The sequence below is a fragment of the Nonomuraea aurantiaca genome (assembly GCF_020215705.1).
Taxonomy (GTDB): domain Bacteria; phylum Actinomycetota; class Actinomycetes; order Streptosporangiales; family Streptosporangiaceae; genus Nonomuraea; species Nonomuraea aurantiaca.
Map to the genome: position 1 here is coordinate 16,622 of NZ_JAIWNB010000018.1, position 12,702 is coordinate 29,323.

Here is a 12,702-nt window from a genome sequence, read left to right on the forward strand (position 1 = left end):
CTGCCATACGATGAGGAGGATGAGATGCATCGGGTAACGTCGAAAGACGGCACGTCGATCGCGTATGACCGGTTCGGGAAAGGTCCGGCGGTGATCCTGGTGGGCGGCGGCATCGTCGACCGGTCGGAGAACGCCCCACTGGCCCCGGTACTGGCCACACATTTCACCGTGTACAACTACGACCGCCGGGGCCGCGGCGACAGCGGAGACACCCAGCCCTACACCCTGGAACGCGAGTTCGAGGACATCGTGGCCCTGATTGACGAAGCCGGCGGCACAGCGCACCTTTACGGCGTGTCCTCGGGCGCGGCGCTGGCCCTGGAGGCCGCCGCCGCGGGCCTGCCGATCGCCAAGGTCGCCGCCTACGAGGTGCCCTACGACGTGTCCGAGGGTGCCAGGGAAAGGCACATCGCGTACACCGAGAAGGTGCAGTCGCTGCTGGCCGACGACCGCCGGGACGACGCCATGCGGTTGTTCATGCGGTTGGCCGGCGCGCCTGAGGAGGCCATCGCGCAGGCGCACCACTCGCCGATGTGGGCCGGTTCGATCGCCGTCGCGCACACCCTGGCCTACGACGCGGTCTGTCTCGGCGACGGCACCCCACCGACCGAGCGGCTGGCCACCATCACACAGCCGGTGCTGATGGCCACCGGCGGCACCACCGAGGAGACGATGGCCGGGCTGGGCGCCGGCTTCTTCGACGCGGCCGCGGACGCAGTCACGGCCGCCATCCCGGGGGCCGAGCGGGCGATCATCCCCAACCAGGGACACGTCGCCGACCCGGAGGCCGTCGTCCCGGTCATCACCCGCTTCTTCACCGCCTGAGACCATGCCTGACGAAGGGGCCGCCACCGCGGCGGCAGCCCCTTCTTTGGCGCCCCCGTCAGGCCCCCGCCCGCACGCTGACAGGCCAGTCCCTCTGGGGCACCAGGTCGCTACGCCACCACAAGGAACGTGTCGTTCTCCGCGGCAGAGCCGATCGAGGCGCAGTGGTGGTCAGTGGGAGTACGGAGGTCGAGCAGCGCGTCTGCGCGTTCGAACCTGTGCCGTGACCTCAGCCCCCGATCCACCGAATGCCGCGATCACGACACCCGAAGGCTAGATCATCCGGCCTGGCCGAGACGCAGCGACACGTCCCCCTGGGGACGACAGCGGGTCAGCCGTCATCGTCCTCGGTACCCGGATCACGTAGTGGCCGCAACGCCCCGGTCAGCTCCGGGCGGGCGATCGGATAGCGACCGTTGAAGTTGATGTGCTCGAACTGCAACGGAGTAAGCCGAGCGCGGATCTCCTCGGAGATCCGCATCCCGCCCGCTTCCAACTCCTTTACCGCCGCGTCGATGTACAGGGTGTTCCACCACGTCACGCAGTTGAGCCCCAACCCGAGCGCCCCGAGCTGGTCCTCCATGCCCGTCACGTACTTCTGGCGTAGCTCGCCGAGGTTGCCGAAGAAGATGCGCCGGGCCAGCGCGTGACGCGCCTCGGTCATGTTCAGCTGGGCGTTGATCGTTCGCCGATAGGACTCATCGTGCAGGAATTGCAGCACATGCTGGGTCTTGAAGATACGGCCATAGTGGGCGAACGCCTCACCCAACCCGGTCGGGCGGCCGTCGGCGGACATCATCCGGATCAGGTCGTAAGCCCGGACCTTGCCCGTGACCAGCGAGCCCGCGACCCGGAGCATGTCGTCCCACCGGTCGGCGATCGCCGACAGCTTGACCGTGTGCCGAGGCAGATCCTCGAACTTGCCGTAGCGCGGCTGCGGCCGGTTCTTCGTGGGGATCCGCCACAGCCGAGTGTCACCGATATCCGCGGTCCGGGGCGAGAACTGATACCCGCAGATCGCGAACAACCCGAACACGATGTCGGAGTACGAGGCGGTATCGGTGATCACCTGCTCGGGCCGGTCCGGCACATCCAGGTTGTGGATCGCGTCCAAAATGTACAGCGAGTCCCGCACCGTTCCCGGCACGACCACACCACCCAAACCCATGATCCGATCCGAGATCACGTTCAACCAGGTTGCCCCGGTCCGGCGTTTCGAGGCGCCGAAGTACTTCGGATTCGGCCTGGCGTGCAGCGATTTGACCGGGACGACGAACCGCATCCCGTCCGCCGAGGCCATCATCCCGCCGCCCCAGTCGGCGGCGATGTCGATGTCGCCTTGGGCGGCGACCAGGATCGCCGAGGCCGCGCCGATGCACTCGGCCCGGAAGTAGGCGCGGTCCACACCCTGCAACCGGCCCCGGGTCAGCGCCTTGACCCCCTTCTTGACCACGGGCCCCATGCCGACGTTGCACGATTCGGCCACCAGGACACCGGCCAAGGAGATGTCCAGGTCCTCCACGCGGGCGTCGCTGCCGGTGATGTGGGTGAACCCGTCGAACATCCCGGTGTGGGCGTTGACCTCCAGGATCAGCTCCGGGTAGTCGATGCGCGGCAGCATCCCGGCCACCGCGTCGCGCACCGCGGCCATGCCCGCCGGTTCCGGTTCCGGGCCGAGCCGGTCCAGCTCAATACGGCCGTCGGCAATGCGCACCGCGGTGTTGCTACCCAGGCCGTCGGCGACCTGCCGGTAGGCCGCGTCCAGATCCCGCGCCAGTTCGGCCAGCTTCTCGTCCGGGTCTGCAGGCAGGCCGAGCGAGGTCAGTACACCGGGCCGGGCGATGCCCCAGGCGGCGTCGTCCAGCAACCGCGCCCGGGGATCGCCCCACCGATCGGCGCCCTTGGCGTACACGTCGCGGCGACGCAACGCCCGCCACAACGCCTCCAACACACAGAACGTGTACGCCGCCCGGGGCATTGAGCAGGGCGTCAGGTTCAGCCGCCGTCCGGCCCATCCAGCGGACCGCTTGCCGCGGTGAGGGGCAGGAGCATGTGCAACTCCAGCGCCCGCTGCGGCGAACGCCAGCCCTCGCCGAGCAGGCGGTCGGCTGCGGCCAGTCGCTGGTAGAGCGTGTTGACGTGGATCGCCAGTGCGGTGGCTGCCGGGCGAGTGCGGAAAGACCCGACTGGCGATCCGCTGTATGACGAGGAGCTGTATCGCGGCTGGCACCGCTACACCTTGGAGGCCTCAAGGAGGAACGGGTTCTCCTGCGCGGCCAGCTGCAGCAGGCCACTCAGGCACGAAAGAGCGCCCAGGACGCTCAGCAGGCCGCCGAAGCCGCCCGCACGGAAGCAGAGCAGCAGGCTGAGCAGGCCCGCCAAAGCGCGGCCGAGCACCAGGCAACGCTGGCCGAGCGCGAGCGCGAGCTCGACGAACTGCGCACCGCCCTGGCCAGCGCCACCCACACCGCCGAACGGCTGCAGCAGGACCTGGACCGCGAGCGGGCCCGGACCGAGGCGGCCGAGCGGCGCGCCGAGCAGGAACGCCAGGCCACCACGGAGGCCCGGGCCGAGACCACCGCGGCACGGGAACAGGCCGACCGGCTACGGGAGCAGCTCGACGAGGAAGGCAGCCGCGCCGCCGCCGCGGCGCTCGAGGCGGCCGTCACCGCCGCCCGGCTGGAGGCCGCCCAGGCCGCCGCCGGACTGGTGCTGCCCGAGCCGATCGACCTGAGCCGCGACCTCGGCGACGGCGTGACCGGCGTGGTGCTGCCGGACGCTGGCATCGAGTCCGTCACCCGGGAGGCGGACGGCGCCCTCGTGCTGTACCACCAGAACACCCAGATCCGGCTCGGCAACCCCGAGCACGCCCCCGCCCACGGCCGGGCCCTGGCCGTCGCGCTGCTGGCCCTCTCCTCCGGACGCCCCTGATCGCCCTGGTAGAACCGCCACTCCCCCGCCTCGCCACCGCGCCATCCTCGTGAACGAAAGGACGTCCCGCCCGTCTCCCTCCGCCACGGTTCGCCTGCCACCAATGATCCCGGAGGCGTTGCGTCCGGCACGGCGGCGGCGTCCTGCGCCACCTCGGGGTCTTGTACTGGTGAGCTCGCCTATTCAACTGTCGCGAGTTATCGGCGACGTGGAGCTCAATGGTGACCGTCCGTGCTCTCTAGCTGGCGTGAAGGATCCGAAGGCGATTGGGTTCCGCCGGATCTCGATCAACGACTTGGATTGGCGTCCAAGCCCATTGCCAAACGCTGATGCCTGGCGTGCGGGAGAACTGGATCTGCCCGCGGGTGCCTTCGGCTGCAACGTGTGGCCAAGATTCGGCAGTGCGCGCCCGGTCCGCGCCGTGAGACCGCAGCACATCGGCGAGGACGGCGACCGTGTCGTAGCCCTCGAAGGCGACGAAGGAGGGCGCTTGGGCTAGCCGCTCGCGGAGGGCCGTCTCGACTCGTGCACCGAGTGGGCTGAGGCGCTCGGGCAGGTAGCGCAAGAACGGGATCGCGGCGCCGTCGTCGCCCAGCAACGTCGCCCATTCGGCGAACTCCGGTTGCCCGGCCGGTGCACCAATCATGATCTCGGCGAGGCGCTGGTCGCGGCGGACAGACTTGACGATCGACACTGCCGGCTCCGGGTGGCCGACCAGAAGAAGGAGGGCTGTCGCGCGATTGTCGACGAGTTCGTCGCACACGGCCCTGGGGGCCAGCGCGCGCATGTCGAGTTCGATGACGGTGCCGCCGCGTGGAGCGAGGTAGTCCCGCAGAATGCGGGCCCCAGCTGCCCAGTAGACACTCGACTCGGCTGCTACGGCGATTCGACTGTGGCCCGCGCTGAGGAGGAAGTCTGCGTAGATCCGCCAGCCGTGGGACTGTGCCGGGGCGAGGCGCGCGACCCATTCCGTCGGCTGTTCGGTAAGCGCGTCGAGAACCGCTGACGAGCAGAGGAACGGCAGGCCGAGGGCGTCGGCCCTGGCGGCAGCGGCGCGAGCGACGACGCTGTGATACTCCCCCGCCAAGGCAGCCACGCCCAGGCGAGCCAATTCATCTACGGCCGCTGCGGCCCTTTGTGGATCAGCCGCGGTGTCTCGGACCACCAGCTCGAGTGGTCTTCCGACGATCCCGCCGGCGTCATTAACTTCGCGGACGGCCAGCTCGAGTCCAGCGAGCAAGTGTTGGCCTGCCTCGACCCAGCCAGGCCGAGTTAGCGGAACGAGAGCGCCGATCTGGACGGATGATCCGTCAATCCGCTCCGCTCCGGGTGGCGATGGTGGCGTATTCATGCGTTGGCGTCTCCCGTGTGACCTTGGCGCTAACCGAGGTTCATGGCCGCGACCTGCTCCGTTTCGGCCGGTGGCAACGGTTCCAGCGGCGGTCGTACGGTCGCGCTGGCGATCACGCCGAGCTGGGCGAGCGCGGTCTTTACCACACCGACGCTGGGCGCGCCTCCCCTTGCCGACCGCAGGTTCTCGAACGCGGTGGCCCGTCGGACGGCGGCCCGCGACGCGTCCAGGTCGCCGGTCCGCAGGGCGTCATAAAGCGCCATCGGAATGGTGTCGTCGACCGCGATGAGGCCGGAGGTGAAGCCGGCGGCGCCAGCCTGCCACGCGTACGGCGCCCATTTCTCCGCCAGACCGCACAACCAGACCACCTGGTCGAGGACGGCGTGCGCGGCCAGCGCGGTCGGATCAGGCACCGAGTGCTTGATCCCCACCACGTTCGGACAGGCGGCGACCAACTCGGCGACCGTCGGCGGACCGACCGCGGGATCACGCAGATACAGCACCACCGGCAGCGGAGAAATGGCGCTCGCGATCGCACGGTGGTAGGCAACCCAACCGGCCACCGACGCAAACGGATTGGTGGGCTGGTGAATCATGACGGCGGCGGCACCGTACGCTGCCGCTGCCTTCGCCTCCTGGATCGCCGCGTCGACCGCGCCACCGACCGAGGCGATAACCGGCTTGCCGACGGTCTCCACGGTCGCGGCGACGACATCGAGACGTTCTTGCGCTGTCAGAGCGAGAAACTCTCCGACACTGCCGCCAACGGTGACGGTGCCGGCGCGGCCACCATCGACGTGTCGCGCCAGCCGGCGTACCGAGTCGAGATCGATCGACCCGTCGGTGGTCATCGGCGTCACGACGACGGCGCACACCGAAGCGAACTGACTGGCGAAATCAGTGGACACGAAGCGCCTCCAGTACGCGGTCGAGGTCGGAAACGGTGGTGTAGGGCCCGATGGCCAGCCGCGCGCCGGACGGCGTACGGGACACCGCCAGGCCGGCCGTCTGCAGCAGGTCCGCCGCATCGGGCCGAGGGACGCAGACGATCGGCGTACTGCCCGGCGGCAGGTCGAGCCATCGCCGTAACCGGTCGGCGAGGTCTAGCACGTGGCCGGCGATCCGGCCGGCCCCGAGATCCAGCACCGTGTCCAGGGCGGCCGCGGTGGCGCCCCAGGAGTTCCACACCGGGCTCACGTCCAGCCGGCGAGCGGCCGGATCGAGATCGAGTGGACCGCCGAAGAAGTGGCTGGCGGACGGGCTGGACCACCAGCCCGCGCCGCTGGGTCGCAGCCGGTCCAGCAGGTCTGGCCGTACGGTCAGAAACGCCGTACCGCGCGGTGAATACAGCCATTTGAAGGCTGGGCACACCACGAAGTCGAAGCCGGCATAGCCGGCGTCTAGCCAGCCGCATGCCTGCGCCGCGTCGACGATGGTCAACGCGCCGCGGCTGGCCGCGGCCGTACGGATCGCGGCGTGGTCGGCGAGCGCGCCGTCGGCGGAATGCACAAGGCTGAAAACGACCGCGTCACCGCGCTCGGTGATGGTCTCGGCGAGCAGGTCCCGGCGGACCAGGTCGACCTTCACGCCGCGGTCGGCCTGGCTGAGAAAGGGAAACAGCAGCGAGCTGAACTCGTCCTCACTGGCGATCACAGTGCTACGTTCAGGCAGAGCGGCGGCCACGATACCGGCCAGCTGCGACACCGACGTGCCGGTGGCCACGTCCGCCGGGTCCACGCCCACCAGCGCAGCGAACGAGGTTCGCGCTTGCTCGGTGGCGCCCAGCCAGTTGCCAAGCGGCGCGGCACCATACGTCCACTGCTCGATCCAGCCGGTCGCGGCGGTAACCGCCGCACGTGGCGGCAGGCCGTAGGACGCGGTGTTGAAATAGCCGGCACCGCGGCCGTCCCAGTAGTCAGCGAGATCAATCATGGCATGCATCGTCGGCGGAAAACATGCTTCCCGGTAAGTGGCAGTTATGACCTACGTCGTATGATTTGGGACATGATCACCGTTGCCGTGCTCGCGTACGACGATGCGCCGACCTTCGAGTTGTCCATCCCGCAGGCTGTCTTCGGCGCGGCGGAGCTGGCCGACCGGTGCGAGGTCGTGCTGGTGTCCGGTGAGCCGGGTGAGCTGCGGACCGAGCACGGCTGGCGCCTGCCGACCCGGTCGCTGCCGGAGCTGACGTCGGCCGACCTCCTGGTGGTCGCTGGTTGGCGGGACCCGGCCGAGGACGTGCCGGCGAGCATGGTCGAAGCCGTACGCGACGCTGCGCACGCCGGCGCTACCGTCGTGGCGCTGTGCACCGGCGCCTTTGTGGTCGCCGCGGCCGGCCTGCTGGACGGCGAACCGGCCACCACGCACTGGCGGCACGCTCCGGCGTTCGCGCGCCGCTTTCCCCACGTACACCTCGATCCCGCGGTGCTTTACGTGGACCGCGATGCGATCGCCACCTCGGCGGGGACGGCGGCCGGCATCGACCTCTGCCTGCACCTGGTCCGTGCGCGGTTCGGTGCGACCGTCGCCAATGCGATCGCGAGACACCTGGTCGTACCAGCGCATCGCGAAGGCGGCCAGGCACAGTACCTACCGCAGGCGGTCCAGTCGGTGGAAGGTGACGACCCGATCCGCGCGTCGATGAAGTGGATGACCGGCCGCCTTGACCAGCAGATCACCGTCGCTGACCAGGCCGCGCGATGCCACCTGAGCGCCCGCCAGTACGTCCGGCGGTTCGCCGACGTCGCCGGCATCAGCCCATACCAGTGGCTGCTCCATCAGCGGATCGCGCGCGCGTGCGAGTTGCTGGAGAACACCGACGACAGCATCGACCAGATCGCCACCGCCTGCGGTTTCGCCGATCCGACCGGGCTGCGCGCACAGTTCCGCCGCCGCGTCGGCGCGACTCCCACGGCATACCGTGCCACCTTCCGGACCCGAGGCAACAACCTGCCGGCCAATGCGGTCTCGAGCTGACAGGTCGTCTCTCTTGAACGTCCCGTACGCGTTCGCGCTCCTGCCGGGTCAGGTTCATGGCGGCCAGCAGTTGCTCTGCGTCGAGGGCGCCGTCGACGCGTGAGATGTGCTCGCAGACTTCGGCGAGCTCGAAGGCGCGGTCGCTGCGGCCGGAGTCTTCCCAGTCGATGATGCGCACCTGGCGATCGTGGTCGTCCCACAGGTAGTTGGCGTGGTTGCCGTCGGACAGGCCGAGGCCCGGCGGCATCGCCAAGGCGCTGCACCGCGGCATGGCCGAGGGCGCGTTTCGCCCCGTCGACCCTCAGATCGCCGCCACGATCCTGTTCACCGTCCTTCACGGCGCCGCGCCGACCTGCCGCCCGACCAGCGCGACATCGAACGCGCCGCCCGCACCGAGCACGCCAAACGCCGGCGCGCGGCGGCCGCCCAACTCGGCGGACCCACCCGGCCCACGCCCGGCCTGCAGCTCGTCCCGCAGCGCCAGCCGTACCGGCCGCCACCACCGTCACGGGGAGTCGACCGAGGGCCCGGGCTGAGTCGCTGACCCCCCGGTCCCCCGCCGGGGGACCGGCGAGCGGCGGGGCCCCAGGGGATCAGCTCATGCTCTCGGCGAGCAGCTGGTCGATGCGGTCCGGCTCCACCTGCGTGGCGGCGGCGATCAGCGGCACCAGCAAGCTCACCGTGGAGATGTGCTGCCCGTACAGCGGGCCGATCCCCACATGCGGCGCATCGGCGACCGGGTCGTCGGGCAGATCATCACGCCACAGTGCCGCCCACCAGCTGCCAGCCGCTCTTCAGTAACGATCGGCCCCTGCTGACCGACGCTCTCCAGACCGCCTGCGGCCTCGTTGCGGACACCGTCTCCAACGAGGCCGCCCAGGTCAGCGGCCCGTGACAATCAGCAGCTCAAGATAATGCTCACTTATGAAACGCCGGCGTTGCTGTTTCCTCGCCATGGATGCTTGTTTGAGGCTGCCAGCAGTGCAGTCGATTAGCTGTGGGACGTGATGATGATCACAGTGCGCGTAGGTCATAGCTGAAGTGGGTGACCCGGTCGCTTTGCACGATACGCGGGTTCTCCAGCATGGTAGTGGGGATCTTGTGCTCGCCGAAGAACCGGATCCCGTCGCCGAACAGGACCGGGACGACGTACATGTCGATCTGATCCACCAACCTGGCACAGATCGCCTGCCCGGCCAGATCACCCGCGGGCAGGGAGACGTCGCGGGCGCCTGCCTTCTGCTTGGCGAGAGCCACGGCTTCTTCCAGATCGCTGACGAAATGGAACGGGGCATCGGGGTGGCGGCTGGGCCAATCGCCGGGGGAGCGATGGGTGACGACGATGGCGTGATCGCCCACGGCGGGCTTGCCGCCCCAACCGTCGGTGAGGTCGAACAGCCGGCGTCCCATGATGGTCGCGCCGACGCTCGCCCAGGTGGCGCGCAGGAACTCGGCGCTGGCGGCGGCCGGGCGGTAGCCGTCCTTGGGCCGATATTGATGCGGCGCGACGGGCACTTCCTGAGGGCCGTTGAAGTACCAGTCGAACAGCGGTCCCACGCCGTCGTTCCGGTCGGCGATGAATCCATCCGCGGACACGACCGCACCGATGATCACCTTGCTCATGTGTGTACTCCTTGTCTGGGTATGTTCGGCTCCTCCCGTGCAGATCGGGCGAGCGGCTACGCTGCCAACGTTGGTCTGTGTACCGCGGGTGGTGAGGGGAGGCCGGACAATGCTAGGTGAAAGGCCCTCGGGGCGGACGCCGGCGTCGTCCGGTGAACGGGGCGGTACGAACGTGTCAGCCGTAGATGCGGGTCATGGTTGCCTCGTAGCCGCCGGTGCCACCGTCGCCGGTCGGCCGGCGCCAGCCGCCCGTGGCGGTGTCGCCGTCGTCGCCGAAGAAGCTCCTCAGGTAGGTGTCGAAGCCTTCATCACCGAACCAGACGGTGAGGGTGTCGCCGTCGAGCTCCCAGGTGTAGGCGAAGTTACTGCCTCGATTGTCCATGGCGTGCGAGCGCAGGGTCTGGGTGTCCTCATCGAAACCGATGTACTCCACCGCGGTGATCTACACCCCGTTGTGCTGGGCGGTCGAGCGCTGGATGAGGAAGAAGCTTCCTTCCATCCAGGCGAACGTGGTCCGGCAGGTGAACGCCGAGCCGGTGATCTGCCAGGTGCCGACCAGCCTGTCGAGGGTCTTCAGCGCCGGGTTCGGGGTCGCGGGCAGGCTTCCGGCCTAGGCGTTGTTGTTGTCCGCCATGGTCATTCCTCCTTGGTGGTGGGACTCCAGCCTGGCACGGTGGCGGCCGCCGGGCATCCGTGGTGGCCACGTGCTCACCACCTGGAGACCACGTGAGCGGACAGGTGAGCGGGCCGGAGGTCTCGGCGCGGGAGGGCGAGGTGCTGGCGGCGCTCGGCGCGGGGCTGTCGAACGCGCAGATCGCCCGCCTGATGCACATCTCGGTCCGTACGGTGGAGGGGCACGTCTCTTCGCTGCTGCGCAAGTACGCGGTCGCCGACCGGCAGGCGCTGGCCGCGCGTGCCCCGGCGGCCGATGAGACGATCACGCCGCCGGGGACGATCGCCGGGCTGCCGCGCCCTCGTACCAGCTTCGTGGGCCGGCGCGGCGACCTGGACGCCGTGCTGGCAACCCTGGCAGCGCTGGCCGATGGGGGGCTGGTGACGCTGACCGGGCCGGGCGGGGTGGGCAAGACGCGGCTGGCCGGGACGGCGGCGGAGGCGGCGGCCTCGCGCTACCGCTACGGCGCGGCGTTCGTCGACCTGGTGCCGGTGCGTGACGGCCTGGTCGCTCAGGCGGCCGCCGCAGTTCTGGGTGTGTCCGAGCACGCCGAGCAGCCGGCCGAGCAGGCCGTGCTGGCCCGGCTGCGGCGCGGACCGTCGCTGCTGGTGCTGGACAACTGCGAACATCTGCCCGACGCGGTGGCCGCCTTCACCGACCAGGTGCTGGCCACCTGTCCCACCACGATCCTGGCGACCAGCAGGGAACGGCTCGGCATTCCCGACGAACGGGTGCGCCCGGTCGCGCCGCTGCCGCTCGGCTCGGACGCCGAGGAGCTATTCCGGGACCGCGCCGAGCTGGCGCATCCCGGCCACCACCTCGACCCGGCGACGGTGACGGACCTGTGCGCCCGGCTGGACGGGCTGCCGCTGGCGATCGAGCTGGCCGCCGCGCGCAGCCCCTCGCTGGGCACCGCCGGGCTGCTCAGTGGGCTGGGCGACTACCTGCGGCTGCTGGCCGGCGGCCGAGGGCCGGTGGTACGGCACCGCTCGCTGCGCGCCGTGATCGGCTGGAGCCACGACCTGCTGGCCGAGGACGAGCGGGCCGCCTTCCGGCGGCTGAGCGTGTTCGCCGGCGACTTCGACCTGCGGGCGGCCGCCGCCGTCACCGGCCTGTCGCCCGCCCGCGCCGCCGACCTGCTGGGCCGGCTTGTCGACAAGAGCCTGGTACGCCACCGCGACGGCGGCTGGCACCTGCTGGAGACCATCCGCGCGTTCGCCGCCGAACAGCTCGACGGCCACCCCGAACGGGATGCGGCGCGGCGGCACTACCTGAGCTGGGCCGCCGAAACCGCGGCCGGCCTCACCGAGCGGCTGGATGACAGGCTGGAGGAGGACTGGCGGCACGACTTCGACCGGGTAGCGGGTGACCTGCGTGCCGCCGCGGCGATAGCACCTGAGGGCCCGGACGCGTCGGCGCATCGGCTCCTGCGGCTGCTGGCCCGGCTCAGCTCGCGCGTGGATTTCTGCGTACGTCCGCGGATTTGTACGAGCGTGCCGCCCGCTACGCGCCGAGTCCGTCGCAGGCGGTGCGCGACCTCGGCCACGCGGCGGACGGCGCACAGGTGGTCAACGATTCGAGCCGGGCCTTCGACCTGTGGCTGGCCGCGGCCGATCAGGCCCGCGCGGCGGGAGACGGCGACGCGCGGGCGGTCGCGCTGGCCCGTGCGGTGGAGATGGCCGGCCGTTTCCCGGTCACCTTCCGCAGCCCGATCCCGTACGAGCGGCGCCGCGAGCTGCTGCGGGAGGCGATGGCGGCCGATGATCGCGACGATCCGGTGGTCTCCGCGCGGCTGGCCTGCGCGGCCGCTTGGACGGCCGGCCCGGACCTGTTACGGCCCGACCCGGCCCTGGCCATAGCGGCCGTCGACGCGGCGCGGGCCGCCGGCGATCCGATCCTGGTCAGCGCCGCGCTGGACGCCGCGCGGACCGTCGCCGTCAACGAGGGCCGTACCCGCCAGGCGCATCGGATCACCGCCGAGCGGCTGGCGCTGTTGTCCGGGCTGGACAAACGCAATCGCGTGTACCGGGTGACAGCAGTCTTACAGGCACCCCGTGTTCGTCCGCACCTGGGACGGGTGGGTCACCGCATCATGGACGCACCTACCGATGATCTCGGCGCCGTTCGCCGACTTCACCTGGCGCCACGCCCGCCGGCTGGCGACGCAGGCGGGCCGCGACGACACCAACGAAACCGAAGTGGCCCGAGTGCTGGACGAACTCAACCGCCACCAGATCTCGGCCCGCCGGGGCGCGATCATCTGACGCGGCCACCATCGCCGGCGCCGTTGCGTTGCTTCCTGGGCTTCCCGGTGGCGCCTACG

General features: G+C 70.2%; 15 protein-coding genes and 2 pseudogenes. 7 read left to right on the plus strand and 10 right to left on the minus strand.

What is annotated here, in order from left to right; genetic code table 11:
* Positions 1-24 precede the first annotated feature (24 nt).
* Positions 25-825, plus strand: coding sequence for an alpha/beta fold hydrolase (locus tag LDL49_RS34615; protein WP_225297514.1), 801 nt, complete (start codon positions 25-27; stop codon positions 823-825).
* A 331-nt stretch (positions 826-1,156) separates the two neighbouring features.
* Here the strand turns inward: LDL49_RS34615 and LDL49_RS34620 are convergent, their stop codons facing one another.
* From LDL49_RS34620 to LDL49_RS34630, 3 genes and pseudogenes are all read right to left on the minus strand, one after another.
* Positions 1,157-2,803 carry a Tn3 family transposase gene (locus LDL49_RS34620; protein ID WP_225297517.1) on the minus strand — a complete coding sequence of 549 codons (1,647 nt, stop codon included), beginning with the start codon at positions 2,801-2,803 and terminating at the stop codon, positions 1,157-1,159.
* 17 nt (positions 2,804-2,820) lie between these two features.
* Positions 2,821-2,982 (minus strand): annotated as a pseudogene (locus LDL49_RS34625) (helix-turn-helix domain-containing protein); the annotation flags it as partial.
* A 75-nt stretch (positions 2,983-3,057) separates the two neighbouring features.
* On the minus strand, positions 3,058-3,291 hold the full coding sequence (locus LDL49_RS34630; protein WP_225297519.1) for a hypothetical protein: 234 nt from the start codon (positions 3,289-3,291) through the stop codon (positions 3,058-3,060).
* A gap of 243 nt (positions 3,292-3,534) precedes the next feature.
* Between LDL49_RS34630 and LDL49_RS34635 the strand changes: the two genes are divergently transcribed.
* Positions 3,535-3,756, plus strand: coding sequence for a hypothetical protein (locus tag LDL49_RS34635; protein ID WP_225297520.1), 222 nt, complete (start codon positions 3,535-3,537; stop codon positions 3,754-3,756).
* A gap of 238 nt (positions 3,757-3,994) precedes the next feature.
* Here LDL49_RS34635 and LDL49_RS34640 read toward each other — a convergent pair whose 3' ends face one another.
* The 3 genes from LDL49_RS34640 to LDL49_RS34650 are packed head-to-tail and all read right to left on the minus strand — an operon-like array spanning position 3,995 to position 7,039.
* Positions 3,995-5,107, minus strand: a complete 1,113-nt coding sequence (locus LDL49_RS34640) for an ABC transporter substrate-binding protein (RefSeq protein WP_225297521.1) — start codon at positions 5,105-5,107, stop codon at positions 3,995-3,997.
* 29 nt (positions 5,108-5,136) lie between these two features.
* Positions 5,137-6,015, minus strand: a complete 879-nt coding sequence (locus LDL49_RS34645) for a dihydrodipicolinate synthase family protein (RefSeq protein ID WP_225297522.1) — start codon at positions 6,013-6,015, stop codon at positions 5,137-5,139.
* Positions 6,005-7,039, minus strand: a complete 1,035-nt coding sequence (locus tag LDL49_RS34650; RefSeq protein ID WP_225297523.1) for an aminotransferase class V-fold PLP-dependent enzyme — start codon at positions 7,037-7,039, stop codon at positions 6,005-6,007. Before LDL49_RS34650 ends, LDL49_RS34645 begins: the two co-directional genes overlap by 11 nt.
* A 72-nt stretch (positions 7,040-7,111) precedes the next feature.
* Here LDL49_RS34650 and LDL49_RS34655 point away from each other — a divergent pair, with 72 nt between their 5' ends.
* Positions 7,112-8,083, plus strand: a complete 972-nt coding sequence (locus LDL49_RS34655) for a GlxA family transcriptional regulator (RefSeq protein WP_225297524.1) — start codon at positions 7,112-7,114, stop codon at positions 8,081-8,083.
* An 85-nt stretch (positions 8,084-8,168) separates the two neighbouring features.
* On the opposite strand, the pseudogene LDL49_RS59370 reads toward LDL49_RS34655, so the two are convergent.
* A pseudogene (locus LDL49_RS59370) lies at positions 8,169-8,354 on the minus strand (phosphotransferase); the annotation flags it as partial.
* Between LDL49_RS59370 and LDL49_RS34665 the strand changes: the two are divergent.
* A complete protein-coding gene (locus LDL49_RS34665; RefSeq protein ID WP_225297900.1) occupies positions 8,299-8,619 on the plus strand; it encodes a hypothetical protein in 321 nt (106 codons plus the stop codon). The pseudogene LDL49_RS59370 and the gene LDL49_RS34665 sit on opposite strands and share 56 nt — an antisense overlap.
* Before the next feature lie 57 nt (positions 8,620-8,676).
* Here the strand turns inward: LDL49_RS34665 and LDL49_RS57395 are convergent, their stop codons facing one another.
* The 3 genes from LDL49_RS57395 to LDL49_RS34675 all read right to left on the minus strand — a co-directional run bounded on the left by LDL49_RS57395 (position 8,677) and on the right by LDL49_RS34675 (position 10,139).
* Complete coding sequence (locus tag LDL49_RS57395; RefSeq protein ID WP_263655883.1) at positions 8,677-8,802, minus strand: hypothetical protein; 126 nt, start codon at positions 8,800-8,802, stop codon at positions 8,677-8,679.
* Between the two features lie 295 nt (positions 8,803-9,097).
* Positions 9,098-9,706, minus strand: a complete 609-nt coding sequence (locus LDL49_RS34670) for a dihydrofolate reductase family protein (RefSeq protein WP_225297525.1) — start codon at positions 9,704-9,706, stop codon at positions 9,098-9,100.
* A 175-nt stretch (positions 9,707-9,881) separates the two neighbouring features.
* Entirely contained in the window at positions 9,882-10,139 is a 258-nt protein-coding gene (locus LDL49_RS34675) for a hypothetical protein (protein WP_225297526.1), read from the minus strand.
* Between LDL49_RS34675 and LDL49_RS34680 the strand changes: the two genes are divergently transcribed.
* The 3 genes from LDL49_RS34680 to LDL49_RS34690 all read left to right on the plus strand — a co-directional run bounded on the left by LDL49_RS34680 (position 10,129) and on the right by LDL49_RS34690 (position 12,643).
* Complete coding sequence (locus LDL49_RS34680; RefSeq protein ID WP_225297527.1) at positions 10,129-10,320, plus strand: hypothetical protein; 192 nt, start codon at positions 10,129-10,131, stop codon at positions 10,318-10,320. The two genes, LDL49_RS34675 and LDL49_RS34680, sit on opposite strands and share 11 nt — an antisense overlap.
* Before the next feature lie 112 nt (positions 10,321-10,432).
* Positions 10,433-12,238, plus strand: coding sequence for an ATP-binding protein (locus LDL49_RS34685; protein ID WP_225297528.1), 1,806 nt, complete (start codon positions 10,433-10,435; stop codon positions 12,236-12,238).
* A gap of 195 nt (positions 12,239-12,433) precedes the next feature.
* Positions 12,434-12,643 (plus strand): hypothetical protein, encoded by a 210-nt coding sequence (locus LDL49_RS34690; protein ID WP_225297529.1) that lies wholly within the window; start codon positions 12,434-12,436, stop codon positions 12,641-12,643.
* Positions 12,644-12,702: the final 59 nt, after the last annotated feature.